The 24,663-nt window shown below is 63.4% G+C and carries 24 protein-coding genes; 8 read left to right on the top strand and 16 right to left on the bottom strand.

Going from position 1 to position 24,663, the window contains the following annotated elements; genetic code table 11:
* Positions 1–7: 7 nt before the first annotated feature.
* Complete coding sequence (locus tag P3T24_RS34625; protein ID WP_074262495.1) at positions 8–508, top strand: CinA family protein; 501 nt, start codon at positions 8–10, stop codon at positions 506–508.
* Between the two features lie 2 nt (positions 509–510).
* The gene (locus P3T24_RS34630) at positions 511–1,041 is read left to right on the top strand and encodes a cupin domain-containing protein (RefSeq protein WP_429441290.1); all 531 of its coding nucleotides are present in this window, start codon (positions 511–513) and stop codon (positions 1,039–1,041) included.
* Positions 1,042–1,082: 41 nt separating this feature from the next.
* Here the strand turns inward: P3T24_RS34630 and pyrF are convergent, their stop codons facing one another.
* From pyrF to mpl, 16 genes are all read right to left on the bottom strand, one after another.
* Positions 1,083–1,898, bottom strand: coding sequence for an orotidine-5'-phosphate decarboxylase (gene pyrF, locus P3T24_RS34635; RefSeq protein ID WP_074262499.1), 816 nt, complete (start codon positions 1,896–1,898; stop codon positions 1,083–1,085).
* 89 nt (positions 1,899–1,987) lie between these two features.
* On the bottom strand, positions 1,988–3,052 hold the full coding sequence (locus P3T24_RS34640; RefSeq protein WP_429441293.1) for an aldose 1-epimerase: 1,065 nt from the start codon (positions 3,050–3,052) through the stop codon (positions 1,988–1,990).
* A gap of 105 nt (positions 3,053–3,157) precedes the next feature.
* Positions 3,158–4,081 (bottom strand): SMP-30/gluconolactonase/LRE family protein, encoded by a 924-nt coding sequence (locus P3T24_RS34645; protein ID WP_429441296.1) that lies wholly within the window; start codon positions 4,079–4,081, stop codon positions 3,158–3,160.
* Positions 4,078–4,878 (bottom strand): SDR family NAD(P)-dependent oxidoreductase, encoded by an 801-nt coding sequence (locus P3T24_RS34650; RefSeq protein WP_429286623.1) that lies wholly within the window; start codon positions 4,876–4,878, stop codon positions 4,078–4,080. The genes P3T24_RS34645 and P3T24_RS34650 overlap by 4 nt, the downstream gene beginning before the upstream one ends.
* A gap of 40 nt (positions 4,879–4,918) precedes the next feature.
* Positions 4,919–5,935: an L-arabinose ABC transporter permease AraH gene (gene araH, locus P3T24_RS34655; RefSeq protein ID WP_074262503.1), complete on the bottom strand. Its 1,017-nt coding sequence runs from the start codon at positions 5,933–5,935 to the stop codon at positions 4,919–4,921.
* A gap of 71 nt (positions 5,936–6,006) precedes the next feature.
* Positions 6,007–7,536, bottom strand: a complete 1,530-nt coding sequence (gene araG, locus P3T24_RS34660) for an L-arabinose ABC transporter ATP-binding protein AraG (RefSeq protein ID WP_429441299.1) — start codon at positions 7,534–7,536, stop codon at positions 6,007–6,009.
* Between the two features lie 196 nt (positions 7,537–7,732).
* On the bottom strand, positions 7,733–8,731 hold the full coding sequence (locus P3T24_RS34665; protein WP_074262505.1) for an arabinose ABC transporter substrate-binding protein: 999 nt from the start codon (positions 8,729–8,731) through the stop codon (positions 7,733–7,735).
* Between the two features lie 193 nt (positions 8,732–8,924).
* The gene (locus P3T24_RS34670) at positions 8,925–9,761 is read right to left on the bottom strand and encodes an SDR family oxidoreductase (protein WP_429441302.1); all 837 of its coding nucleotides are present in this window, start codon (positions 9,759–9,761) and stop codon (positions 8,925–8,927) included.
* Entirely contained in the window at positions 9,758–10,438 is a 681-nt protein-coding gene (locus tag P3T24_RS34675) for a 2-dehydro-3-deoxy-6-phosphogalactonate aldolase (RefSeq protein WP_074262507.1), read from the bottom strand. The genes P3T24_RS34670 and P3T24_RS34675 overlap by 4 nt, the downstream gene beginning before the upstream one ends.
* Positions 10,439–10,482: 44 nt before the next feature.
* Positions 10,483–11,610 carry a 2-dehydro-3-deoxygalactonokinase gene (locus P3T24_RS34680; RefSeq protein WP_429441305.1) on the bottom strand — a complete coding sequence of 376 codons (1,128 nt, stop codon included), beginning with the start codon at positions 11,608–11,610 and terminating at the stop codon, positions 10,483–10,485.
* The gene (locus P3T24_RS34685) at positions 11,607–12,554 is read right to left on the bottom strand and encodes an IclR family transcriptional regulator (RefSeq protein WP_074262509.1); all 948 of its coding nucleotides are present in this window, start codon (positions 12,552–12,554) and stop codon (positions 11,607–11,609) included. Before P3T24_RS34685 ends, P3T24_RS34680 begins: the two co-directional genes overlap by 4 nt.
* Positions 12,555–13,656: 1,102 nt before the next feature.
* The gene (gene mtgA / locus P3T24_RS34690; protein WP_074265842.1) at positions 13,657–14,379 is read right to left on the bottom strand and encodes a monofunctional biosynthetic peptidoglycan transglycosylase; all 723 of its coding nucleotides are present in this window, start codon (positions 14,377–14,379) and stop codon (positions 13,657–13,659) included.
* Positions 14,380–14,384: 5 nt separating this feature from the next.
* Entirely contained in the window at positions 14,385–15,329 is a 945-nt protein-coding gene (aroE, locus tag P3T24_RS34695) for a shikimate dehydrogenase (protein WP_429441308.1), read from the bottom strand.
* Positions 15,326–17,449, bottom strand: coding sequence for a ribonuclease catalytic domain-containing protein (locus P3T24_RS34700; RefSeq protein ID WP_429441311.1), 2,124 nt, complete (start codon positions 17,447–17,449; stop codon positions 15,326–15,328). Before P3T24_RS34700 ends, aroE begins: the two co-directional genes overlap by 4 nt.
* Before the next feature lie 138 nt (positions 17,450–17,587).
* Positions 17,588–18,187, bottom strand: coding sequence for a YqiA/YcfP family alpha/beta fold hydrolase (locus P3T24_RS34705; protein WP_074262512.1), 600 nt, complete (start codon positions 18,185–18,187; stop codon positions 17,588–17,590).
* Entirely contained in the window at positions 18,184–19,623 is a 1,440-nt protein-coding gene (mpl, locus tag P3T24_RS34710) for a UDP-N-acetylmuramate:L-alanyl-gamma-D-glutamyl-meso-diaminopimelate ligase (RefSeq protein WP_429441314.1), read from the bottom strand. The genes P3T24_RS34705 and mpl overlap by 4 nt, the downstream gene beginning before the upstream one ends.
* Before the next feature lie 232 nt (positions 19,624–19,855).
* Here mpl and P3T24_RS34715 point away from each other — a divergent pair, with 232 nt between their 5' ends.
* The 6 genes from P3T24_RS34715 (at position 19,856) to prmA (ending at position 24,644) form a co-directional block, all read left to right on the top strand.
* Positions 19,856–20,509, top strand: a complete 654-nt coding sequence (locus tag P3T24_RS34715) for a UDP-N-acetylmuramate--alanine ligase (RefSeq protein ID WP_074262514.1) — start codon at positions 19,856–19,858, stop codon at positions 20,507–20,509.
* Between the two features lie 10 nt (positions 20,510–20,519).
* Positions 20,520–21,071 carry a TlpA family protein disulfide reductase gene (locus P3T24_RS34720; protein WP_429441316.1) on the top strand — a complete coding sequence of 184 codons (552 nt, stop codon included), beginning with the start codon at positions 20,520–20,522 and terminating at the stop codon, positions 21,069–21,071.
* 194 nt (positions 21,072–21,265) lie between these two features.
* Positions 21,266–21,721, top strand: coding sequence for a type II 3-dehydroquinate dehydratase (gene aroQ, locus P3T24_RS34725; RefSeq protein ID WP_074262516.1), 456 nt, complete (start codon positions 21,266–21,268; stop codon positions 21,719–21,721).
* A gap of 70 nt (positions 21,722–21,791) precedes the next feature.
* Entirely contained in the window at positions 21,792–22,259 is a 468-nt protein-coding gene (gene accB, locus P3T24_RS34730; RefSeq protein WP_074262517.1) for an acetyl-CoA carboxylase biotin carboxyl carrier protein, read from the top strand.
* Between the two features lie 111 nt (positions 22,260–22,370).
* Positions 22,371–23,738 (top strand): acetyl-CoA carboxylase biotin carboxylase subunit, encoded by a 1,368-nt coding sequence (accC, locus tag P3T24_RS34735; RefSeq protein WP_074262518.1) that lies wholly within the window; start codon positions 22,371–22,373, stop codon positions 23,736–23,738.
* A 3-nt stretch (positions 23,739–23,741) separates the two neighbouring features.
* A complete protein-coding gene (prmA, locus tag P3T24_RS34740) occupies positions 23,742–24,644 on the top strand; it encodes a 50S ribosomal protein L11 methyltransferase (protein WP_429441319.1) in 903 nt (300 codons plus the stop codon).
* Positions 24,645–24,663 lie beyond the last annotated feature (19 nt).

Genomic DNA, 24,663 nt, shown 5'->3' on the forward strand with positions numbered 1-24,663 from the left:
CCTACGCATGGCTACCGATTCCGTCGTCCACCAACTCGCTATCCGCGTCAGCAACCGGTTGCGCGACGAACGCCTGATGCTCGTGACCGCCGAGTCCTGCACGGGCGGCATGGTCGCAACGGCGATTACCGACATCTCCGGCAGCAGCGGCTGGTTCGAGCGCGGCTTCGTCACGTATTCGAATCAGGCCAAGAGCGAAATGATCGGCGTGCCGCCGGATCTGATCGAAAAACACGGGGCAGTCAGTGAACCGGTCGCCCGCGCGATGGCCGAGGGCGCGCTGCGCAATAGCCGCGCGCAGGTGTCGCTGGCGATTACCGGGGTGGCCGGCCCGAGCGGCGGCACCGAGACGAAGCCGGTCGGAACCGTGTCGTTCGGCTGGACCAACCGGCTGCATACGTCGGTGGAAACAGTTGTATTCAAGGGTGACCGCGAGAGGATCCGCGTGCAGGCGGCGGCGCATGCGCTGCGCGGACTGCTGGCGTTGCTCGACGAGCGCGAGCGATAACGATGCCAGTTTCCTCGTTGGCTAAAGACGATCTGGTTCGGCGCTTCGAGTTGCAGGCGCATCCAGAGGGCGGCTACTTTCGCGAAACGTATCGCTCGGCGGCGAGGGTGAATCGTGATGGGGCTGGGGCTGGAGAAACGCGCTCGGCGTCTACGGCGATTTACTACCTGTTATGCGACGGCGCTCATTCGGCATGGCATCGGATCAAGTCCGATGAAGTCTGGCACTTCTATGCTGGCGAGCCGCTGCTGGTTCACGTTCTTGATGAGAATGGGCAACTGGTCACGCATCAGCTCGGCAATGCACTGACGCATCCTGGCACCGTGTTTCAGGCGGTGGTGCCAGCCGGTTTATGGTTTGCAGCGGAATGCGCAGATCCAGCGACGTTCGCGCTGGTCGGTTGCACGGTCGCACCGGGGTTCGAGTTCAGTGAGTTTGAACTGGCTGATGTCGACGCACTGCGAAGCGCCTATCCGGCGCAGGCGGAATTTATCACGCGGCTGGGGCCGACGGCGCAGCCAACCGCCGAGTAGCGAAAACAGCGGCCGCCTCATGAAAGGCAGCCGCCCTTCCCTCACCGATACCCATTAATCCGATCCCGCGTTTCCATCGCCGCCTTCGCCGCGGCCTGCGCGTAGTCGTCGCCCTTGCCCGCATAAATAATCGCGCGCGACGAATTGATCAGCATGCCCGTACCCGCCGCGGTGCGCCCCGCATTCACCGTTGCCTCGACATCGCCGCCTTGCGCGCCGATACCCGGAATCAGCAGCGGCATCTCACCGACAATGCCGCGCACCACCTCGATCTCCTTCGGGAAAGTCGCGCCCACCACCAGCCCGAGCTGGCCGCTTGCGTTCCACTTCTGAGCCGCCAGTTGCGCGACCACCTGATACAGCGGACGCCCCGCCGTATCCAGAAACTGCAAATCGGAGCCGCCCGGGTTCGACGTCCGGCACAGCACGATCACGCCTTTACCCTCGTGTTCCAGATACGGCTCGATCGAATCGAAGCCCATATACGGATTGACGGTCACCGCATCGGCCTGGTAGCGCTCGAACACCTCGCGTGCGTATTGCTCGGCAGTGCTGCCGATATCACCGCGCTTCGCATCGAGAATCACCGGCAGGCCCGGATGTTGAGCATGAATATGCGCGATCAACTCTTCAAGCTGGTCTTCCGCGCGATGAGCGGCGAAGTACGCAATCTGCGGCTTGAAGGACGAGGCATAAGGCGCGGTCGCGTCGACGATCGTGCGGCAAAACTCGAAGATCGAATCGGCGCGGCCGGCGAGCGCCCCCGGAAATTTCGCGGGCTCGGGATCAAGGCCGACGCACAGCAGCGAATTCGTGCGCTGCCAGGCGTCGTTGAGTGTCTGGATAAAAGTGGACATATCGGGCTCGCGGCGGGCTGATGAAAGAAGTGGCGCGCGTATTCTACCCGTCCTCGCGCAGAGCACGGCGGGCGGGCCGCCACCTCCTCTCACTGCCGGCGCGAACCCCGCGCCCCTGCCGCCGCGCGCAAGCCGGTCCGTTCGACCGTAAACCGGAACGAGCGGCGCAAGTGCTCGCCGCGCGCCAGCATGGTCATGCCATGGGAGGCCGCCCCGCCGGGCAGGTTCATCGCATTGATCGGATGATCGACCGGCTCGAAGCAAAAGAAATCCTCGCCCGGAGGCGTGTAGAGCACGTAGTAGTCGGTGTCCGAGGCAATCGTCAGCGACAACCGCCGCTTTGGCCAGACCACCGCGGCCTGTCCGCTCCAGCCGGTAAACGCGTGATTGACGATGGTCTGCGGCAACGGATAAGCCACGCCGAACTGCCACGCCGGCGGCGCCGGCACGTGACGCAGCGGCAGCCAGTCGTCACCCTGCAACCAGAGTCCCGCGGCAGCCGCGGACAGCTCAGTTTGCGCGTCGCGCACCAGAAACGGATGGATGCCGAGACCGAACGGCAGCGCATCGCGTCCCGTATTCTCGACCTCGAGCGTAATCACGAGCGTCGGGCCTTCGAGCGCATACGTCTGCGTCGCGCGGTATGCGAAGGGCTTGCCATCGCTGCGGTCAAGCGTCAGGCGTACGCGGTCCGCGCTCGTTTCTGCCACACCCCAGCGGGCCAGCCAACCATCGCCATGAATGGGCAGCGGCTCAGCCACACGATTGCGCGGCACGTCGATGCGTCGCCCGCCCACGCCGAAATGACCGCCGCCGATGCGATTCGAGTAAGGCAGCATCGGATAGCACGCCAATTGATTCGGATCGGTATCGGACGCGACGTGACGGCAGCGGCGGAATATCGGCACCAGCGCGCCGTCGCTACGCCAGTCGAAGCGGGTGATGCCGCCGCCAAGCGACGGCGCCACGTCGAGCCGCAAATGGGTGTTGGCGAGCGTCACGCACGCCACGTCGCCGCCACTCGTCTCACCCACCGCCACCGCCGATGTGCTCGGCCCCGCCAGCACCGGATGGGCGGCGGCCGCCAGCCGGGCGCGGCGCGTCTGTGCAGTCTGGGAATTCTGTGAAGCGGATGCGAGATTCGCTACAGTCATATCAGGCTCCAATCGAGAGGCGTGAGACGTTGCCGTCATTGCTGACGGATGTTTTATTGGTGGGCGCCTTGGTCGGCTGCCTCTTTGAGTCCTTCCTTGCTCAACTCACTCGTCCTGCGTCCTGCACCGCAGCGGTGCGCCCCGAAATACCGCTTCGGGCAAGCCTCGCTGTCCCGGCACGGCCACGAACACGCCGCCCGCGCGGGAGTCGCCGGCAAGCGCCGCCGCATCCAGATCGGTACGCGCGCTCGTGATGTACAGCGTGCCAAGCTGTGTGCCGCCCAGCGCCACACAACTCGGTTGCACGGTCGGCACCGTGACGCGCGCGGTTTCGACACCATCGGCGCCGTAGCGCACCACGCGAGCGCCGCCCCACTGCGCATTCCACAGGCCGCCGTCGCGATCGACGGTCGAACCGTCGGGCTCGCCGGTCGCGTCCGCGAGCGTCGTGAACACCCGGTCGTTCGCGATACTGCCGTCCGCGCCGTAATCGCACGCGCGAATCTCGCGGGTCGGCGAATCGCAGTAATACATCGTCGCGCCATCCGGACTGAACGCAATGCTGTTCGAAATCGCGGGCGCCGGCAACGGCAGGCGCTCGAGCGACAGATCGCGGTTCAGACGGTAGAACCCACCCACTGCGCGTAAGGGCGAACCCTCATCCTTCGTACCGAAGACGAAACGCCCCTGACGGTCGCAGCGGCCGTCGTTGACGCGTGTATTCAAACCCGGCTCGACATCGACAATACGCTCTGTCTCGCCAGTTGCAAGGTCGAAGAACGCGAGATGCGAGGCGAGTCCGAGTAAAAGGTAGTGCGGATTGGCGCAGAGCGCAAATGTCGCGAGCCGTTCCGGCATGCGCCAGAACGTGCTGCGGCCGTCGCGCGGGTCATAGCGCCAGAGCTTCGCGCCTTCGATATCGGTCCAGTAGAAACGGCCGCTGCGCGAGCACCACGTCGCGCCCTCACCGAGCGTGCATTTGGCGTCGACCAGCAGCGCCGCACGCGTGACAGGCACGGCTGCGCTCACGCCCAGCCTCCATCCACGACGAGGTCCTGCGCGGTGATCATGCTGCTGTCGTCGGCGGCAAGGAACAGCGCCATACGTGCCAGATCAGCAGGCATCAACTCGGCATCGATGCACTGGCCATCCTTGATCGCACGGCGCCCCGCATCGTCGAGCCACAGGCGCTTTTGCTTCTCGGTCATGACCCAGCCCGGCACCAGCGTATTCACGCGGATATTGAAGTGGCCGAGATCGCGCGCCAGACCGCGCGTGAGGCCCTGCACGGCCGATTTCGACATGGTGTAGACCGGAAAGCCACCCTGCTTCAACATCCAGCTAATCGAGCCGAGATTGATGATCGAACCGCGTCCGGCCACTTTCATGTCGTCCATCACGGCCTGCGCCACAAAGAACTGGTGGCGGATATTCACGGCAATAGCCGCATCGAAAAACGCCGGCGTCACCTCTTCGATCTTGTGACGCTTGTCGTTCGCAGCATTGTTGACGAGCACCTCGACCGGACCGAGTGCCGCTTTGACATCGGCAACGGCCTTGCGCAGTGCGTCGAGGTCAGTCAGATCGCAGGACAGAAACAGCGGCTTGTGACGCGAATCGCCGAGTTCGTCCGCAAGCGCCTCGCCGGCGCTCGCGTCGATATCGAAGAAGGCAACCCGCGAACCCTGTGCCGCAAAATGCTCGACGAACGACGCGCCAATCCCGGTCGCGCCGCCCGTGATCAACACGGTGCGGTCTACAAGACTCGGATAACGCGCGTACACGTTGTCCGCCTGGCGGGCGTTGGCATTGGCAGGTGACGACATCGTTCGTTTCCTCAGAAGGCAGTTAGTCAGACGCCGCGCATCAATCGCGCGAGCCGCGGTTCTTCAGCTGGTCGAGCAGCACGGCAGCGAGCAGGATCGCACCGCGCACCAGGTACTGGTAGAACGCGTCGATATTCAAAAGGTTCATCACGTTTTCGACCGTGCCCATGATCAGCACGCCGATCACCACGCCCGAAATCGTCGCACGGCCGCCCAGCAGCGAGACGCCGCCCAGCACGCACGCGGAGATCACGTTCAGCTCGAAGCCTTCGGCAGCGTTCGGCTGACCCGAGGTGATACGCGAGGCGAGGATCACACCGGCCAGCGCGGTCACCGCGCCTTGCACCAGGAAGATGTACACACGGGTGCGCTCGACGTTGATACCAGCGAGACGCGAGGCTTCCGGATTGCCGCCGATTGCCAGCGTGTTGCGGCCATACACGGTCTGGTTAAGCATCACGCCGAACACAACGAAGCACAACAGCGTGACCCAGATCGGCAGCGAGACGCCGAACATCGACAGGCCGCCCAGCGCGATAAACGTATCAGACGACACGCCCACCGCCTGACCATGCGACACGATAAAGCCGAGGCCACGGACGATTTCCATCGTCGCGAGCGTGGTGATCAGCGCATTGATGCGCAGGTACGCAATCACAGCGCCGTTGATGAAGCCGATCACGCCACCCGCCACGACCGCTGCAATGATGGCGATAAACGTGTTACCCGTCGCGTTGAGCACCATTGCGCACAGCACGCCGGCAAACGCCACGGTGGAACCCACGGACAAATCGAAGTCACGTGAAGCGAGACAGAACATCATCGTGCACGCCACCATGCCGATCTGCGAAATCGACAGCGCGAGCCCGAGCATGTTTTCGATCGAGAAGAAGTGATCGACGGTCAGCGACATCGTAATGAACATGATCGCGAAGATCACGATCAGGCTGTAGTCGGTGACCTGCTGCCACCATTTCTGCTTGTCGTTGCTCTGCGGAATCAGCGCTTCGGCGGCACTCTTGGCGGCCTGTTGCGCGAGGTTTTCTCTGGCTTGCATTTGATTACTCCTCCCGTTTTCGTCACGGGCTGACGGGTTATTGGGGACTTGCGTCCGGTCGGTGGTCGATATCAGGCCGCTTCGGGCGCGGCGGCTTGCGGTGCGGTCGAACTTTGCGGCAATGCGAGACTCAGCACTGCCTGCTCGTTCGCCTTGCTGCGCAGCAATTCGCCGGAGATGCGCCCCTGCCGCATCACCACGATCCGGTCGGACACGCCGAGCACTTCCGGCAGCTCCGACGAAATCATCACGATCGCGCAACCCCGTTCCGCAAGCTGATAAATCACGTTATAGATCTCATGCTTCGCGCCGACGTCAATGCCGCGTGTCGGTTCGTCGAGAATCACCACTTTCAGATCCGGCTCCGCGAGCCAGCGCGACAGAATCGCTTTCTGCTGATTGCCGCCGGAGAGAAAACGGATCTTCTGGCGACGGCTCGGCGTCTTGATCTTCAGCAGCTTGATAAAACTGTCCGCTGTTTGCGCTTCTTTCTTGCGGTTCAGGAAGAAACCCGCACGCAGATAGTGGCGGCGACAGCTGATGTTGATGTTCTCGGACACGGTCGCCATCGCGACGATGCCCTCTTCCTTGCGGTCTTCCGGACACAGCACGATGCCGTGGCGAATCGCTTCGCCGGCGCTGCGCACCTTGATCGGCTTGCCGTCAAGCACGATCTCGCCGTTCTTCTTGCTGTCGGCGCCGTACACGAGGTGCATCAGTTCGCTACGGCCCGCGCCCACCAGACCAAAAAAGCCGACGATTTCACCGCGCCGCACTTCGAAGTTGGCCGGCTCCTTGAGCGCGTGCCCTTCGATCCCCTTGGCGGCAAAGCGTACTTCGCCGAGTTCGCGCGGCTTGTAGCTATAGATGTCGGAAATCTCGCGGCCGACCATTTCGGCCACGATCGTGTCGCGCTTCACGCCTTCCAGCGTCGGATGCGAGGCCACCTTGCGGCCGTCGCGGAAAATCGTGCAGGCGTCGCACAACTCATAAATCTCATCCATCCGGTGCGAGATATAGATCATCGCCCGGTTGTCGGCGCGCAGGTCGCGCACCAGTTTGAACAGCACCTCGGTCTCGCTGTGCGACAACGAGCTGGTCGGCTCGTCCAGCGCGATCACACGCGCATTGCGCAGCAGCGCCTTGCAGATTTCGACCATCTGACGCTGTGCGATCGAGAGCCTGCGCAGCTTCGCGTTCGGATCGAGCACCACGCCCATCGCTTCGAGCCGCTCGCGCACGAAGCGTTTGGCTTCGCGCTTGTTGACCCAGCCGAGCGAGTTCGGCAACTGGCCAAGCAGCAGGTTTTCCGCGACCGTGAGGTCGGGCACGTATTGCAGTTCCTGGTGAATCACCGCGATTCCGGACGCAATCGACGCGGCCGCGCTACCGAAGCGCACCTCGTTGCCATCGATCAACAGGCGGCCGGAATTCGGCTGATATTCACCACCGAGAATCTTCAGCAAGGTCGATTTCCCCGCGCCGTTCTCGCCCATCAGGCCGTGCACCTGGCCGACGTTCACGTCGAAGGACACGCCGTCGAGCGCACGCACGCCTGGGAAGACCTTACCAATATTGTCAAAACGCAGCGTCGCTGACACTTCGCCTCCTGTTGCATCCTGTGAACCGAGCGGTCCGGCGCGTTTCTCCCGCGTCGCCGGCACACCGGTTTGTCTCTACTGCTGTTGCGCCTGCGAGCACGGCAATTGATCCGCGCCTTGCATGTGCTGCCGGGACGACCAGGCGCCGGATCATTGCTGTCCGGCGCCCAGCCGCTGCACGTCTATTAAAGACTGCTTACTTCGATGCCAGACCCATCTTTTCACGCACGTCCGCGACGTTGTCACGCGTGGCCAGCATGCCGGTCGTCAGCGTAAGTGCCGGCGGTTCCTTGCCTTGCGTGATCCAGTCGTACATCAGCGTCGAGGTTTCTTCGCCATGGCGCTTCGGGCTGATGATGACGGTGCCGTAGAAGCCCGTCGGCGTCGGCTTCTTGAACTCGTTCAGAGCCGAGTCCGAACCACCGATACCGATGCCGATCATGTTGTCCGCCTTGAAGCCGCGGCCTTCCGCTGCACGCACAGCGCCAAGCACGGCTTCGTCGTTCAGGCCGTAGGCGATCCAGTGCTTGAATTGCGGGTTCTTGGTGAGCGCGATGTTGGCGGCGTTGAAAGCGTTTTCCGTATCGGTCTTCGCTTGCGGCGCTTCGATCACGTTAGCCTTCGGGAAGCCGGCGGCCACGAGCGCGTCGGTTGCACCGCCGGTGCGGTCAACAGCGGTTGGCAGCTGGTTGTAGGTCACGTCGATCGCGCCCACATCCTTCATGTCCCAGCCACGCTTCTTGATTTCCGCAGCCAGACCGTCACCGACCTGCTTGCCGATGTTGTAGGCCGAAATGCCCATATGCGGCACCGATGCGATCGGCTTGCCGGCGCCGTCGACGAGGCGGTCGTCAACCGTCATCATCTTCAGTCCGTCAGCCTTCGCCTTGGCGACGATCCCCGGTCCAAGCTTGACGTCCGGCGTGCAGATAATGAAACCCTGCGCCTTCTGTGCAGCCAGGTTGTCGATCGCGCTCATGACCTTCTCGCCGGAAGGAGCACCGATTTTCACCAGCGTGAAACCCTTTTCCTTGGCAGCGATCTCGGCGAACTTCCATTCGTCCTGGAACCACGGTTCTTCCGGCTGCTTCACCAGAAAACCGATCTTGACCTGATCGGCGGCCTGGACGACCGGTGCATTGAACAGCACCCCTGCTGCTGCAGCTGCCAGCGTGAGGAAAATTCTACGTTTCATGTTGCAGTCTCCTGACTAATTAGTAGATAACGAGAAGGTATCGGCCGCGTCTTCTTATCCGGTCCTTGACACACGCGGCCAGCGCGTCAACCGGCTGAAACTGATCGTCGCGCTCTGTGGCGCTTTGCTTCGTTGGGCTTCACAGCGGCACACTTTCCACGGCGTGCCGCCTGGGTTTTCTCCAGACGGTGGCTCAGTCGTGATACAGCGCTGAGCGCCCGCCATCTACCGTGATACAGCTCGCGTTGATGAACGGTGCCTCGTCCGAGGCGAGAAACACTGCCGTCATCGCGACTTCTTCCGGGCGGCCGATTCGCTTCATCGGCTGCAGATCGAGCGTCGCCTGCTGCGCGGCCGCCGGGTCCGGCTGACCGTTCCACCAGTCATGCGTCAACTGCGTTTCAATGTAGCCCGGTGCGATTGCGTTGACGCGCACATTGCGCGGCGCGTATTCGATACCGAGGGCCCGGGTCAATCCAATCACACCGTGCTTCGCAACCGGGTACGGGAAGCAGCCCGGGATGATCTTGAACGCATGTGTCGAAGCGATGTTCACGATGCTGCCCGCACCACGTTCCACCATTCCCGGCAACACCGCGCGGCAACCGTTCCAGACGCCGTCGAGATCCACCGCGAAGCAGCGGCGCCAGTCGTCGTCGGTCATCGTCAGCGGGTCGCAGAACACGTTGATGCCGGCGTTGTTGACCAGCACATCGACCGCGCCGAAGGTGCTTTCCGCTTCGCGCACGGCGTGCTGCACCGAGGCGGATTGCGTCACGTCGGTCTGCACGGCAAGTACTTTGGCGCCGGCTGTTGCAGGACCGCGCGCCGCACTCGCGCCATTCGCACTGCCAGCGCCGGTTGCCTTGCACGCCGCCTCGATGTCGCGCGCGGTGCGCTGCGCGGTTTCAACATCCAGTTCCGCCAGCACGACCGCCGCACCTTCGCGCGCAAACGCCAGCGCGATGGCTGCGCCGATGCCGCGACCGGCACCGGTAATCAACGCGACCTTGTTGGCGAGCCGGTTCATTTCTTTGCACTCGCCCGTGCGATTCGCAAGCCGTTGATATAGGCCCGCGCATGCGACGCCGTCGCCGCCACATTCTGGCCCGGCTTGTAAAGCGCCGAACCGAGCCCGAAACCGTTCGCGCCTGCGGTCAGGAACGGCCCCATGTTGTCCGGCGTAATGCCGCCGACTGGCACCAGCGGCACCTCGGCGGCGATCACCGCGCGCCAGGCTTTCACGACCTGGCAGCCCAGCTGTTCAGCCGGGAACATCTTCAGCACGTCTGCTCCGTTCTTCAGCGCGAGGAACGCTTCGTTCGGCGTAGCGACGCCCGGGGCACAGGCAAGGCCACGCGCCTTCGCTGCCGCCACCACCTCGGCGTCGCTATGCGGCATCACGATCAGTTCGCCACCGGCCAACAACACATCGTGGACGAAGCTCGCATGCAGGACGGTGCCCGCGCCGACGATCGCATCGGCCGGCAAGGCCTTGCGGATCGCGGCAATGCTGTCGAACGGCTGCGGTGAATTCAGCGGCACTTCGACGATCCGAAACCCCGCCTCATACAGCGCCTGAGCGTGCTCGGCGGCGTCCGCCGGCGTGACGCCGCGCAGGATGGCGATAAGCGGACACGCTTCGAATGCCGCCATCAGACCGGCATGCGGCAGATACGGAGCGGGTAGGTTGATATGAGGTTGCATGTCGATTCCTTGTCTATGTCGTGCGCGGCCGCTTAACCTTCTGACTAACCGCCGGCGGCACGTGCGGCCTGTGCAGCACCGGCCGCCGGCGCGACAAGCCCGGCCTGCGTCGCGATGCGCCACAGACCGCGTTCGGTGGCTTGCCGGGCCAGTTCCGCCTCGGTACAACCGAATTGGGTCAGCGCGAGCTGATAACGCCCGCACAGCGCCTCATTGCCGATCAGGCGCAGCGCGTGCCCGTCGAGCTTGCTTTGATGTTGCACGAGGACCGCGTCGAGGCCGGCAAGCTCATGGCCGATCAGCAGACCTGACAGATAGTCGGGCTGCTGCTGGCCCGCGAGTTGCCCGGTCAGGCCGAGCGTGCGCGTGCTGAATATCGTGGCGAGCACCCCAGCCTGCCCTTTCAGGCGTGCGTTGTTCACGCCGCGCAGAAATGCCTCGGTGTCCATACGATCGGGCGTCACCATGGTGCGGCCGAGAATCGTATGCTCCCGCAGCGCTGCGAAGACTTCGCCGGTCATGAAGGTATGAAAGCGCTCGATGCGGCTGCCACGCACCACCACCCATTTCGCGTGCGTGCCGGGCAGGCCGATCAGTTCGTGCTGTCCATCGGTTGCGGCTGCGGGGCTATCGCCGAGCGCGCCGAAAATTTGCGTTTCTTCGCCACGCATGACGTTCGGCAGTTCGCCGCGCTCAAGCACGCCTGGCACGATATGCAGCGTCACTCCCCGTGCCGTTTGCACACGGACGATGCCATCGACCAGCGCATCGGCGCTCGCCGGCGCATCCACATAGGGTGCTTCGAGCCAGCCTTGCGCACTGCCGACCATACCGGCTGCGATCACCGGGACATTGGGTGCACGCTCCAGCCAGGCGCCGCAAGCGGACTCGAAGGCCGCATCGAAGCCGCCATCCGCCGCCGGACGCGGCAGATTCATGATGCCCGCGGTCGACTCGCGTGTGTCCAGCACGTTACCGGCGGCGTCGAACAGATAGGCGCGCAACGATGTCGTGCCCCAGTCGAGCGCGACCAACGCGGCCTGATCGAGGCTGACGGCCTGCGTTTGCGCGGTTGCTGCGCCACTCGCGTCGAGCGCGGCGTCCGTCACGCTGGCGGCCTCTACAGCGCCTGCGAGTTGAGCGGCCGGCATGGGGGAACCCGCTTGCGTCATCGTTTGATCCTGCGCGTCGCCGGCTGCGGCACACGCCAGCCGAGTTCTTCCGAGATGGCGCGTGCTTCGCGCTGCACGACTGGAATCAGTTCGTCCATCCGTTCGAGCGACATATAGGGAATCGTGCTCGCCACCGACAGCGCCGCGACGATCGAACCCGACGCATCGCGCACGGGCGCGGCGACGCACCGAATCGACGCCTCGTTCTCCTCGAGGTCGAACGTATAGCCACCGGCCGAGTAGTTCGTCATGCGTTGCATGAAGGTCGGCATGTCGGGGCGGTTATCGGGTTTGAAGCTGACGCCAGCGAGCGCACGACGCGAGGCGTCGAATAGCGACTGCCAGGAATCGGGCGTGAGATCGAGCATCATCGCCTTGCCGATGCCAGTGGAGGCCAGCGGCATGCGGTGCCCCACGCGCGAGCGCATTTCCAGACCACGCGTGCCGGGGATCTTGTCGATGTAGAGCACGTCGTCGCCATCGCGCACGCCGAGGTGGATCGTATCGAGCGTCTGTTCGGCGAGCGATTCGAGATGTTGCCGGGCCACGGTGGTGAGCGGCATCTGTTCGAGCGCGATGGTGCCGAGTTCGATCAGCTTCGGGCCGAGCAGATAGCCGCCTTGCACCTGACGCAGATAGCGCGCCTGGACGAGGCTGCTGACGAGCCGGTGCGTCGTGCTGCGGGTCGTGCCGAGCGCGGCGCCGAAGGTACGCAGATCGCGTACACCCGCGGCGGCAGCTTCGAGAATCGCGAGACCGCGCAACAAGGTCTGCGTGCCGGCTTGCTGCGGCGTGATGTCGAGCAGCGTGCTGGGCAGCGCGATTCCGTCGGCGGGGGCATGTGAGCCGGGCGCACCGTTGGGCGTGCGGGGGCGCGATTGCGGCAGGGCTTCGGAGTCGGCGTCGTGGTCGGCTGCGGCGTGGGTGGACATCGCTTTGTTCATGGCGATTGGGCGACTGGTTGGGGTGTTAGCGCGCGGGACCGGCGTGGCGGCCAGAGAAACGGGACGGCGCGCTATATGCGCGCGATTGCTGCCTGACGGTGAGGGGCATGGCTGTTGTCTCCGATCGTATGGTCCAGCCGGCCGCGCTTGCTGGGTGCGCGGAGGTTCTGGACTCTTTTTGCCTTGCAGGCGGCTCTAATTCGCGCTCGGCGCGTGGGCTTCTTAGCCGTGCCCTGCAGGCTTGGTGCTTCGGATTGTAGGGCGGTTTTATTCAAATCTCCAATATGTGAGTGTTGTATTCATATAATGGGATTTGGCCGCTGGGCGCGGGTTTTGCGGGGTTTGCCTGCGGCGCCTTGGGTTCGTTTGTTGTTCTTGCGGTGTTGGCCTTTCCTTGCTTTCTTATCGGTTTGCTTGCGTTGCCCCTGTGCGGGGCGGCACCTACTTTTCTTTGCCGCCGCAAAGAAAAGTAGGCAAAAGAAAGCGGGCTCACACCGCCAGCTTGTAGGTGTCCACCTCTTACCTCACTTCAGAGTGGTACGCGCACGAAATCGTCCCTCGCACTCTCCCACCTGGTGACAAAGGACTCATCCATCCCGCCAGCGCACTACGTGCGCGGCGGACGGGTGCACCGGGGGACGGTGAGGGTGGCACGCGCAACATGCCGAGCCGACTCGGCCGTACGTTCAATTGCGCGATCGCAAAAGCGGAGCTCGACAGTCCACCGAATGAGCAGACGCTCAGTAAAGTTAGAATTCCTGCAGAGTTTGTAGAAGGGGGGGTAGGCCCGACGGCGGGGCGCGAAGCGCAACGCTGGAACGGATGAGCGCTGTGTCACTGACGGGTGTGGTGCGAGAGCGCAATGCGTGCGCGGACCACTCCGGCTTCATGCCAGTGGTGCACACCTACAGGCTAGCGGTGTGAGCCCGCTTTCTTTTGCCTACTTTTCTTTGCGGCGGCGACCCGAAGGTAGTCCCTGTGGGACAAAGAAAAGTAGGTGCCGCCCCGCACAGGGGCAACGCAAGCAAACCAATAAGAAAGCAAGGAAAGGCCAACACCGCAAGAACAACAACCCAACCCAAGCCGCCGCAGGCCCCCACCTTCATTCCGGCAATTCAGCCGCCCCCATCCGATGAGCAATCACCCCCGCCCTCTGCGCGAGATACGGCGAACTCCGATGCTCATCAAAATATTTAGGCCTCGGCAGCATCACCGCCAGCCGCGCCGACTGCCACGCGGTGAGCTTAGCCGCCGAAGTCTTATAGTAATAGTTCGCGGCAGCCTGAGCCCCATAAACCCCATTCCCCCACTCGACCGAGTTGAGGTAAATCTCGTAGATCCGCTCCTTGTCCATCAAGGTCTCGAGCATCCACGTGATGATCAGCTCCTGCCCCTTACGGATATAACTCTTCTGCCGCGATAGAAACAGATTGCGCGCCAGTTGCTGCGAAATCGTAGAACCGCCCGCCACGATCTTGCCGCGCGCCTTGTTCTTTTCCCACGCCTGCAGAATCGCGTCGGTCTCGTAGCCGTTGTTGTTCACGAAGTTCGCGTCCTCGGACGCAATGATCGCGCGCTTGAGATTGCGCGAGATCTGATCGTATGGCACCCACGTATGCTGGATCGACAGGTCGGGGCGGTCCTGCGAGAGCGTCCACGCGTCCGAGCGCATGAATGCCGTCGACTGCGGATTGACGTAGTTCCAGACGCCAATCTGCACGAAGTAGAACAGTTGCGTCGCTATCCAGGCAATCGCGACCACCGCGCCAACGTAAAGAGTCCAGCGGGTCGGTCCCGGCCTGCCTGATCCCCTCGTTCGCGCCATCATCGTCACGCTGCGCCCGGTGCAGACAACATCTGACGCAATTGCACCAGCACCGGCGCGCCGTCAGGACGCACGCCACGCCAGATATAAAACGACTCGGCGGCCTGCTCGACCAGCATGCCCAAGCCGTCCGCCGCTCGCGCGCCCAGCGTTTGCGCATGCTGCATGAACACGGTCGGCTGCGCGCCGTACATCATGTCGTAGGCAAGCGTGCCGCTGCCGAATGCGCCGTCGTCGAACTCGGGCAACGCGGCGTCCAGACTGCCGGCGGTTGCATTGATGATGACGTCGTAAGCGCCCGGCTCGATCGCTGTTGCGTTGCCGCCGCTCAAACGGCAACCGGCCGCCTGCGCCGCCGCGCTGAACTGGTCGACCAGCGCACTGGCCTTCCCGGCGGTGCGGTTGACAATGGTCAACGTGTGCGGTGCGCGCTCCAGCATCGGCAGCACCACGCCGCGCGCCGCACCGCCTGCGCCCAGCAGCAGGATGCGAGCACCCTTAAGTGGCGTAGCCAGATTCACTTCGATGTCGCGCACAAGCCCAAAGCCGTCGGTATTGTCGCCGTGGATACCGGCAGCATCGAAGCGCAAGGTATTCACCGCGCCGGCTGCCGCGGCGCGAGGCGACAGCGTCGTCGACAACGCGTGGGCGTCCAGCTTGAACGGCACCGTGACGTTGAGCCCGCGTCCGCCGGCTTCCATGAAAGCGCGTACGTGCGGCACAAACGCATCGATCGGCGCCAGCAAATGGGTGTATTCGATCGGCTCGCCAGTCTGCTCGGCGAAGCGTGCATGAATGAACGGCGACTTGCTGTGGCTAACCGGATTGCCGATTACTGCGTAGCGGTCGCGCACACCGGATGCCGTTAGTTGCCCAGACGCACTTGAGCTCGCCTGAGCAGCAGCAGCGGCTCCGCCGCCGAAGTTAGCCGCGTTAGCCGTTTGACTCATTGCCCAGGCTCCGCCACGTGCTGATCGGCGGGCGCCGCCTCACCGTTGTCAGTGCCTGCGCCGCTGTTTTCCGCGGAATCTGCGTCGGCCTCGCCTTCAGCTTCTCCCGACGCTTCCGCCGCAGCTTCCGCTTCGCTTTCCGCAGAGTCATCCGCGGCGTCGATGACCTCTTCTTCGCCCTCGTCAGCCTCTTCCGCTTCCGTACCGCTCGTGACCGTCGGCGCGTCGAGCACGTGCAGCATCCGCACGGACGCTTCGACCGTCAGCTCGTCAATTGACATCACTTCCATCAACAGGCGTGTACCGCGCGCATGCACCCCGAGCGCCGGCACATGCAACAGCAACGGAATCTCTTCAAGCCGCACGAGGTCGTCCTTCACCACCGATGCCACCACCTGCTTCCTGTTCTCCTGCTTCAACCAGCGCAGGCACCAGAAGTACTCCATGCGGCGCTGGTGATCGGCATAGGCCGAATACGTGTCGTCGAAACCTTGCACGACAGCAAACAGATCGGCGTCCTTCGGCTTGAACGGTGCAGCCAGCTTGGCGGTCACGCCATGTTGCACGCAGGCGAGCAACTGCCATTGATTGACCAGGTCCACATAACGGCGCAGCGGCGACGTGCTCCACGCATACTGCGTCACCCCAAGGCCTTCGTGCGGCGCGGCGGTGGTCTGCATACGCGTGCGCTTCGGACCCGTCGGCGCGCCGAACGCCCGCTGCGTGCGGTAAATCCCCGGCACGCCGTGGTCATGCAGGAATGCGCCCCATGACGAATTGGCCAGAATCGCCAGCTCGGCAACGATCGTGTCGAGCGGTGAACCGCGGCGCCGCGGCGTGATCGTGATGTGCTCGCCGTCCACGTAGAAATTGAAGTCGGTATTGCGCTGCACTTCGCGACGCAAACCATAGCCCGCGCGCGCCTGCTGGCGCTTCTCGAACAACGCCAGCGCGAACGGCCACAGCACCGCAATGTCTTCCTTATGCGGATATTCGCCGCTACCGGCGGCAAGCGCCTCTTCGGTGACCAGTTCGTCCAGCGTGTTGTGGCGCAGATTGTTCTTCACGAAGACGCGCTCGGCGCGCGTCTCGCTTGCCACAATTTCCTGCGTCTCGCGATTGACGATCACATACAGCGAGAGCGCCGGCCGCAGGCCGCCCTCAGCCAGCGTGAACGCCTCCACCACGCTGTCCGGCAGCATCGTGATCTTGTCACCCGGCATATATACCGTCGACAGACGCGTGCGGGCAATGCCATCCACTTCGTCGCCACGCTGGATGCCCAGCGCCGGCGCCGCGATGTGCACGCCGATGCGCACACGGCCATCCGCGAGATGCTCGACCGAGAACGCATCGTCGATTTCGGTGGTGGTGACGTCGTCGATCGAGAACGCCTGTACGTCCGCTGTCGGCAAATCCTCCGGCACAGCGCCGACCGTCACGGGCGCAAAACCCGTACCGTGCGGGAAGAATTCCGACAGGAAGCGTGCTTCATGCAATGCGCGCGCCGAGGGAATACCCCCACATTCGAGCATCAGTCGCGCCTGCGAAATGCCGCGCGCCGCCGCAGCAGCTTCGAGCGCCTTGTATTCGATGGTGTTCTTGTCAGGCTTGGTCAACAGGCCAAGCGCCTTGCCGGCGAAGACTTCGGGCAGACGGCCGGCCTTCAGCTCTTCTTCGTACCCAGCCTGCACCAACCCCTGCTGACGTTTGCGTTCAAGCGCGGCCAGCGCCAGCTTGAGCTGCTCTTCCGGCGCGCGTTGATACTGGCCGCGGCCCTTGCGACGGAAGTACACCGGTGCGCTGTGCATCCGCAACACCAGCGCCGCCCGCTCCACCGGACCGAACGACGCGCCGAAGTAATCGGCGCCCAGCGTCGCAAACGGGAATTCATCCTCGGGCGCGCACTCCCACAGGAAATCCAGATCGATCTCCTGCGCGGCCGCGTCGGCCTGCTGGATCAGATCGCCGGCGCTCGGCTTCTCGAATTCGATCAGCACGTCTTTTGACCGTACCTTCGTGCGCCGTCCGCCTGGCAACTCCACCTGGAATGCATCGCCCTGGCGCGACAGCACGCTGCCCGCCTTGAAACTGCCCGATTCCTCGAAGAAAACGTTCACTCAATACTCTCGTTCTGACTTGCATCTGCCGCAGCGCCTGGCGGTTGAATCCGGCCTGCGCGTCGGCAACGTGTTCGTGGTGGTAGATCCGCCGCGCTCGTGTTGGGCGCCGGCGGCATGAATCAATGCATTACCGGATCAGGCCGCCGCGCGTGGCGCCGGCGGTTCCAGATCCTCTGCGTCGCAAAAGGCCAGCACGTCGTCGACGTACTGCTCGAATTCACTGATTGCGTGGTCGCTGCCTTCGATCAGCGTCGTGCGTGCGCCCGGATAGTGGGCGAGCATCTCACGGTAATCGAGTACTTCGTCACCGGTCGCTGCAATCAAATAATAGCGTTCGGGCCGCGTGATGGCGGTGACACCCAGTGCCCGCAGTTCGTCCAGATGATGCGGTTCGACGACGATGCTGCCGCCGCCATGCCACAGCGGCTGCTCGCCGAGATACTGGCTGAGATCGCGCTGCGGCACGACCGCCGGATTCAGCAGGACCGCTGGCCAGCCGTGTTTTTCGGCCAGATGCGTGGCGAAATAACCGCCGAGCGAACTGCCGATCACGGTCACCGGCGTTGCTGCCCTGGCGGCCAGCGATTCAGCCAGCGCGATGGTTTCGAGCGGCGACACCGGCAACATCGGGCAGCACCATTCCGCCGAGCGGCCGAGTTCGGCCAGTCGCGTCGCCATCACGCGTGCCTTGAACGAATTCGGCGACGAGCGGAAGCCGTGCAGATAGAGGATCACGCCTCGCCTCGTCCGGTTGAATCGGGCCGCGCCTCAGCCGGCCGCGCCTGAACCAGCCGCGCCGACAGCGCATCGAGCAGCTTCTGATGGACACCACCGAAGCCACCATTACTCATCACCAGCACCTGATCACCAGGCCGGGCGGCTGCCACAACCGCTTTGACGAGCGCATCGAGGTTGTCGAAGGCCTGCGCCTTGTCGCCGAGCGACGCCAGCGCCTCGCCGAGATTCCAGCCCAGCGCGTCGCGTCCGGTAGGCGCGCCATAACCGAACACCAGATCCGCATCCGCGAGACTCGCCGGCAATTGCGCCTTCATCACTCCGAGCTTCATCGTGTTCGAACGCGGTTCCAGCACGGCGAGGATGCGCGTGCGTTCGCGGCCGACGCGTGTCCGCAGACCGGCGACGGTCGTTTCGATGGCGGTGGGATGATGCGCAAAGTCGTCGTAGACCGTCACGCCGTCGACGCTGCCGCGCACTTCCATCCGGCGCTTCACATTGCGGAAGCTCGCCAGCGACTGTGCGGCCTGCGCGGGCGGCACGCCGACGCTGCGCGCCGCGGCGATCGCCGCGATCGCATTCATGCGGTTATGTTCGCCTTGCACCTGCCAGTCGACCACCCCGACACGCGCACCGTTGTGATACACCGCGAAGCGCTCGTCGACGGGCACGCCGTCTTCAGCCGGCAGCGCTTCCCAACCGCCCTGCACGCCAAAGCGTTCCACTTCGCTCCAGCAGCCGCGCGAAAGCACACGTTCAAGCGCGTCCTCGCGACCGTTGGTGACAATCCGCCCGATGCCGGGCACGGTGCGGACCAAGTGATGGAACTGCGTCTCGATAGCAGCGAGATCGGGGAAAATGTCGGCGTGATCGAACTCGAGGTTATTCAGAACCGCCGTGCGCGGCCGGTAGTGGACGAACTTCGAACGCTTGTCGAAGAAGGCCGTGTCGTACTCGTCGGCCTCGATCACGAAGAAGCTCGAATCGGTCAGCCGTGCCGAGATGCCGAAGTTCAGCGGCACGCCGCCGATGAGAAACCCCGGATTCAGCCCCACATCCTCGAGCAGCCAGGTGAGCATCGAACTCGTGGTGGTCTTGCCGTGCGTGCCAGCTACAGCCAGCACCCACTTGCCGTTCAGCATGTGCTCGCCGAGCCACTGCGGGCCGGACACATACGGCAGGCCGCGATCGAGAATCGCTTCCATCAGCGGATTGCCGCGTGAAACCACGTTGCCGATCACGAACAGATCGGGGTTCAGATCGGCCTGCTCCGCGCCGTAACCCTCTATAAGACGAATCCCCTGGGCCTCGAGCTGCGTGCTCATGGGCGGGTAGACACCGGCGTCGCAGCCGGTCACCGTATGCCCGGCGCCGCGCGCGAGTACCGCGAGACCGCCCATGAACGTACCGCAGATGCCGAGGATGTGGATGTGCATAAGCCTGTCGTGCCGCGCGGGCGTATTTGCGTGGGAGGAGGTGCGCAGGAGGGGCCGAAAAGGTCCGTCTGCAAAGGACGCTATTGTAACCGACGCCCTTCGAATGCCCTACGCAGCGCGGACGTGCCCAGCCGTTCCGGCCCGCGGGGCGGACTTCGCGCCGGTCACCCCGGCGCGGAACAGACCGCCCGGCGCGAAAAGGCCGCACTTCAATCTCTAGTATGATTGTGAGATGGTTCGCAAATCACATTTCGATCCGCAGCGGGTGCGCGAGGAAATCGCCATCGCCGCTGCGCGGATGATCGCCGAGGACGGTCTGGACTACTCGACGGCCAAGCGCAAAGCTGCGCGGCAAGTCGTCGGGGAGACACGTGTCGCTGGTGAATGGCTGCCAGATAACGACCAGATCGAGGAAGAAATCCGCGAATACCAGTCGCTTTTTCAGGGCGACAGCCAGCCAGTGGTGCTGCGCCGCTTGCGCGGCGTCGCGCTCGACTGGATGCAGCGGCTCGCGCCATTCAATCCCTATCTGACCGGTGCCGTGCTCAACGGCACCGCGGGCGAGCATTCGGATGTCTATCTGCAGGCGTTCTGCGACAACCCGAAAGACGTCGCGATCTATTTCCTCAACGCCAACGTGCAATACGACGTGTCCGAGACGCGCCATTTCGCGGGCCGCGGCTACGTCGAAACGCTGAGTTTCCTGTGGCGCCCCGAGCGGGCAACGCCCGGCGACGAGCCGGTCGGCATCCACGTGGCGCTTTACGGCACCGACGACTTGCGCGGCGCGGTGCGTGCCGATGCGCGCGGCCGCCACGCCCGCGCAAGCGTGCAGGCCGTGCAGGCGTTGCTCGATAAAGACGGCATCACCTCCCCCAATAATTGATCGGACAACAATGAAGACCAAGTTGATTGTGGCAAGTGCGTTCGTAGCGTTGATCGCAGCAGGCGCGGGCGTATTCGCGGGCCGCAGCGCGCTCAACGCAGGCGGGATGGAAGTCGCGGAGGCCGCTCAGCCGGCTCCGCAAAACGCCGTCACACAGTTGTGGGCAGCCCCCGTCACCAATGCAGATGGCAAACCGCAGTCGCTCAGCCTGCTCAAGGGACACCCGGTGGTGGTCAACTTCTGGGCCTCATGGTGTGGCCCGTGCGTGGAAGAGATGCCGTCGCTCGCCCAACTGCATCGCGAATACGCGAAAAAAGGCGTCGAATTCGTCGGACTTGGCGTCGATTCGGACAAAAACGTAAAAGCCTTTCTGCAGAAGGTGCCGGTGGACTACCCCGTCTATGTGATCGGCTTTGGCGGTGCGGACCTCGCCCGGGCCTTCGGCAATAATGCGGGCGGCTTGCCGTTCACTGTCGTGATCGACGCGAAAGGCAACGTTCGCTCGACAAAATTAGGGCAAATCCAGCCGGACGAGCTGAAACACACCCTCGACGCACTCTGAATTTGACATTCGCCTAACGGTTAATTGCGGCCGGAACGGGTCGCATTGGGTGCAAATTGCATAAAATTGCCGGAAGATGCAGGCACGGACGATCCGCCGAGGACCGTCCAGATCAAGCCTCGTGCGCGTGAAACTAGACAAGTTTCTCTAATCAGCGCTAAAGTGCGCCCAACTCCACGGAAATAGAAGCGACCATGACGCGACTGCTGGTACTGCACGGACCTAACCTCAATCTTCTCGGTACCCGGGAACCGGAGGTCTATGGTCACGTGACGCTACCGCAGATCGATCAGGCGCTGGCCGACCGTGCAACGGACGCCGGTGTCGAACTCGCGTCGTTCCAGAGCAATCATGAAGGCGCCCTGGTCGATCGCATCCAGTCCGCACGGATCGAAAAAACCGATTTCATTCTGATCAATCCCGCCGCGTACACGCACACCAGCGTGGCGGTTCGGGACGCACTGGCGGGGGTCGGCATCCCGTTCGTCGAGATTCATCTGTCGAACGTGCATCGTCGCGAACCGTTCCGGCATCACTCGTATTTCTCCGATCAGGCCGAGGGCGTCATTTGCGGCCTCGGCTGGAAGGGATATCTGTACGCGCTCGAATTCGCGCTGGACCGGCTCGCCGCCGGCTCGTCGCGCGGCTGATTCCAACAAACTACTTTTAGCCGGCAGGCAACGCCGCCGGCACTTCATGTATTGAAAGGGGATGTGCCCAATGGATCTACGTAAACTGAAGACTCTGATCGACCTCGTCTCCGAGTCCGGCATTTCGGAACTGGAAGTGACAGAAGGTGAAGGCAAGGTCCGCATCGTCAAGAATGCGCCGCCGGTTTACGTCCAGCCGTCCGCGTCCTATGCACCGCAGTACGCCGCGCCGGCACCGGCCGCAGCAGGCCCCGCCGCTGAAGCGCCGGCTGCTCCGGCAACGCCCGCGCCCGTTGCGCAGCAAGGCCATGTCGTGACCTCGCCGATGGTCGGCACGTTCTATCGCGCGCCGTCGCCGGGTGCCGAGGCGTTCGTCCAGGTGGGCGATACGGTCAAGGAAGGCCAGACCATTTGCATCATCGAAGCGATGAAGCTGCTCAACGAGATCGAGTCGGACAAGTCCGGCGTGGTCAAGGAAATCCTCGTCGACAACGGGCAAGCCGTCGAATACGGTCAGCCGCTGTTCGTGGTCGGCTAACGCGGCACGCTTTGCGTTTGCCGTCCGCGCACCTGCAGGAACGGGGTGCGCGACCGATCCTCTGAGGCTCCCGCTACCCTGCGGCGCCCATTGATGAGTCGAAAATCCGCTATGTTTGAAAAAATTCTCATTGCCAATCGCGGCGAGATCGCGCTCCGTATCCAGCGCGCCTGCCGTGAGCTCGGCGTCAAGACGGTCGTCGTCTATTCCGAGGCCGATAAAGAAGCCAAGTACGTGAAGCTCGCCGACGAGGCCGTCTGTATTGGCCCGGCGCCTTCGAACCTGAGCTATCTGAACATGCCGGCGCTGATCAGCGCGGCGGAAGTCACCGACGCCGAAGCGATCCATCCCGGCTACGGCTTTCTCTCCGAGAACGCCGACTTCGCCGAGCGCGTCGAACAGTCCGGCTTCACCTTCATCGGCCCGCGCCCGGAAACAATCCGGATGATGGGCGACAAGGTCACGGCCAAGCAGACCATGATCAAAACCGGCGTGCCCTGCGTGCCGGGTTCTGAAGGCGCGTTGCCCGACGATCCGAAAGAGATCGTGAAAATTGCCCGCCAGGTCGGCTATCCGGTGATCATCAAGGCAGCTGGCGGCGGCGGTGGCCGCGGCATGCGCGTGGTCCACACGGAAGCGGCGCTCGTCAACGCGGTCAACATGACGCGCGAAGAAGCCGGCCGTGCTTTCGGCAACCCGCAGGTCTACATGGAGAAATTCCTGGAGAACCCGCGGCACATCGAAATCCAGATCCTCGCCGATTCGTTCAAGAACGCTATCTGGCTCGGTGAGCGCGATTGCTCGATGCAGCGCCGTCACCAGAAGGTGATCGAAGAAGCGCCGGCGCCTGGAATTGCACGCCGCCTGATCGACCGGATCGGCGATCGTTGCGCGGATGCCTGCAAGAAGATGGGCTATCTCGGCGCGGGCACGTTCGAGTTCCTGTACGAAAACGGCGAGTTCTACTTCATCGAAATGAACACGCGCGTGCAGGTCGAACATCCGGTGACCGAACTGATTACCGGTGTCGATATCGTCCAGGAACAGATCCGCATCGCGGCCGGCGAAAAGCTCGCCTTCCGCCAGCGCGACATCGTGTTCAAGGGCCATGCAATCGAATGCCGGATCAACGCCGAAGATCCGTTCAAGTTCACGCCGTCGCCGGGACGCCTGACCTCCTGGCATATGCCGGGCGGCCCCGGCATCCGTGTCGATTCGCACGCGTACAACGGCTACTTCGTGCCGCCGAACTACGATTCGATGATCGGCAAGCTGATCGCCTATGGCGCGACGCGCGAGCAGGCTATCAAGCGGATGCGTATCGCGCTGTCGGAAATGGTGGTTGAAGGCATTCAGACCAACATCCCGCTGCACCGCGAGCTGATGCTCGACGCGAAGTTCGTCGAGGGCGGCACCAGCATTCACTACCTCGAAAACCGTCTGGCCGCAAAGCAGCAGGCCGCGCCGGAAGAAGCGTAAGCCATGAGTTACCGGGAACTGATCGTCGAGCTGGCACGTGAGCACGCGGAGGAACTGTCCGACGCGCTACTTGAGCTCGGCGCGTTGTCCGTGTCGGTGGAAGATGCGGATGCCGATACGCCCGACGAGCAGCCGCTCTTCGGCGAACCCGGTCTCACACCTGATCGCACGGCATGGCAGCATTCGCGCGTGATCGCGCTGCTGGCGCCGGAACACGAGCCGGCGGTTCTGCTGACCGCCGCGGCGAACGAACTGGGTTTGAGTCCCGCGCCTACGTTCGGCGTGCGTGAAGTCGAAGAACAGGACTGGGTGCGGCTCACGCAGTCGCAGTTCGATCCGATTCCGATCGGCGAACGCATCTGGGTCGTGCCGTCATGGCACGATGCACCGGATCCCGATGCGCTCGTGCTCGAACTCGACCCGGGTCTCGCCTTCGGCACCGGCAGTCATCCGACCACGCGCCTGTGCATGGAATGGCTCGAGCAGTCGGTCAAGCCGAACCAGTCGGTGCTCGACTACGGTTGCGGCTCCGGCATTCTCGCGATCCTGGCAAAGAAGTGCGGCGCGAATCCCGTCTACGGTATCGACATCGACCCGCAAGCCGTCGAATCGGCTCGCCATAACAGCGAGCGTAACCGCGCCGAAGTCATCTACGGCCTGCCCGAAGACTGCCCGGCCGGCGAGTTCGATATCGTCGTCGCCAACATCCTGTCCAATCCGCTCAAGCTGATGGCCTCGATGCTGTCGTCGAAGGTGAAGCCGGGTGGACGCCTTGCGCTGTCGGGGATTCTGGCGCGCCAGGCCGATGAAGTCGCGCGCGTTTATCAACAGTGGATCGACATCGCCGTATGGCGTGAACACGAAGGTTGGGTATGCCTGACGGGAACGCGTCGGGAAAGCCATTAGAATAAGACGTATTGTCCAA

It is taken from the genome of Paraburkholderia sp. GAS33 (genome assembly GCF_050436645.1).
In the GTDB taxonomy this organism is placed as follows: domain Bacteria; phylum Pseudomonadota; class Gammaproteobacteria; order Burkholderiales; family Burkholderiaceae; genus Paraburkholderia; species Paraburkholderia phenazinium_B.

What these genes read in the sequence shown, in the direction of transcription:
- P3T24_RS34625 (WP_074262495.1), top strand. Translation starts at nt 8, where the DNA reads ATGGCTACCGATTCCGTCGTCCACCAACTCGCTATCCGCGTCAGCAAC.
- P3T24_RS34630 (WP_429441290.1), top strand. Translation starts at nt 511, where the DNA reads ATGCCAGTTTCCTCGTTGGCTAAAGACGATCTGGTTCGGCGCTTCGAG.
- pyrF (WP_074262499.1), bottom strand. Translation starts at nt 1,898, where the DNA reads ATGTCCACTTTTATCCAGACACTCAACGACGCCTGGCAGCGCACGAAT.
- P3T24_RS34640 (WP_429441293.1), bottom strand. Translation starts at nt 3,052, where the DNA reads ATGACTGTAGCGAATCTCGCATCCGCTTCACAGAATTCCCAGACTGCA.
- P3T24_RS34650 (WP_429286623.1), bottom strand. Translation starts at nt 4,878, where the DNA reads ATGTCGTCACCTGCCAATGCCAACGCCCGCCAGGCGGACAACGTGTAC.
- araH (WP_074262503.1), bottom strand. Translation starts at nt 5,935, where the DNA reads ATGCAAGCCAGAGAAAACCTCGCGCAACAGGCCGCCAAGAGTGCCGCC.
- P3T24_RS34665 (WP_074262505.1), bottom strand. Translation starts at nt 8,731, where the DNA reads ATGAAACGTAGAATTTTCCTCACGCTGGCAGCTGCAGCAGCAGGGGTG.
- P3T24_RS34670 (WP_429441302.1), bottom strand. Translation starts at nt 9,761, where the DNA reads ATGAACCGGCTCGCCAACAAGGTCGCGTTGATTACCGGTGCCGGTCGC.
- P3T24_RS34675 (WP_074262507.1), bottom strand. Translation starts at nt 10,438, where the DNA reads ATGCAACCTCATATCAACCTACCCGCTCCGTATCTGCCGCATGCCGGT.
- P3T24_RS34680 (WP_429441305.1), bottom strand. Translation starts at nt 11,610, where the DNA reads ATGACGCAAGCGGGTTCCCCCATGCCGGCCGCTCAACTCGCAGGCGCT.
- P3T24_RS34685 (WP_074262509.1), bottom strand. Translation starts at nt 12,554, where the DNA reads ATGAACAAAGCGATGTCCACCCACGCCGCAGCCGACCACGACGCCGAC.
- mtgA (WP_074265842.1), bottom strand. Translation starts at nt 14,379, where the DNA reads ATGGCGCGAACGAGGGGATCAGGCAGGCCGGGACCGACCCGCTGGACT.
- aroE (WP_429441308.1), bottom strand. Translation starts at nt 15,329, where the DNA reads ATGAGTCAAACGGCTAACGCGGCTAACTTCGGCGGCGGAGCCGCTGCT.
- mpl (WP_429441314.1), bottom strand. Translation starts at nt 19,623, where the DNA reads ATGCACATCCACATCCTCGGCATCTGCGGTACGTTCATGGGCGGTCTC.
- P3T24_RS34715 (WP_074262514.1), top strand. Translation starts at nt 19,856, where the DNA reads ATGGTTCGCAAATCACATTTCGATCCGCAGCGGGTGCGCGAGGAAATC.
- P3T24_RS34720 (WP_429441316.1), top strand. Translation starts at nt 20,520, where the DNA reads ATGAAGACCAAGTTGATTGTGGCAAGTGCGTTCGTAGCGTTGATCGCA.
- aroQ (WP_074262516.1), top strand. Translation starts at nt 21,266, where the DNA reads ATGACGCGACTGCTGGTACTGCACGGACCTAACCTCAATCTTCTCGGT.
- accB (WP_074262517.1), top strand. Translation starts at nt 21,792, where the DNA reads ATGGATCTACGTAAACTGAAGACTCTGATCGACCTCGTCTCCGAGTCC.
- accC (WP_074262518.1), top strand. Translation starts at nt 22,371, where the DNA reads ATGTTTGAAAAAATTCTCATTGCCAATCGCGGCGAGATCGCGCTCCGT.
- prmA (WP_429441319.1), top strand. Translation starts at nt 23,742, where the DNA reads ATGAGTTACCGGGAACTGATCGTCGAGCTGGCACGTGAGCACGCGGAG.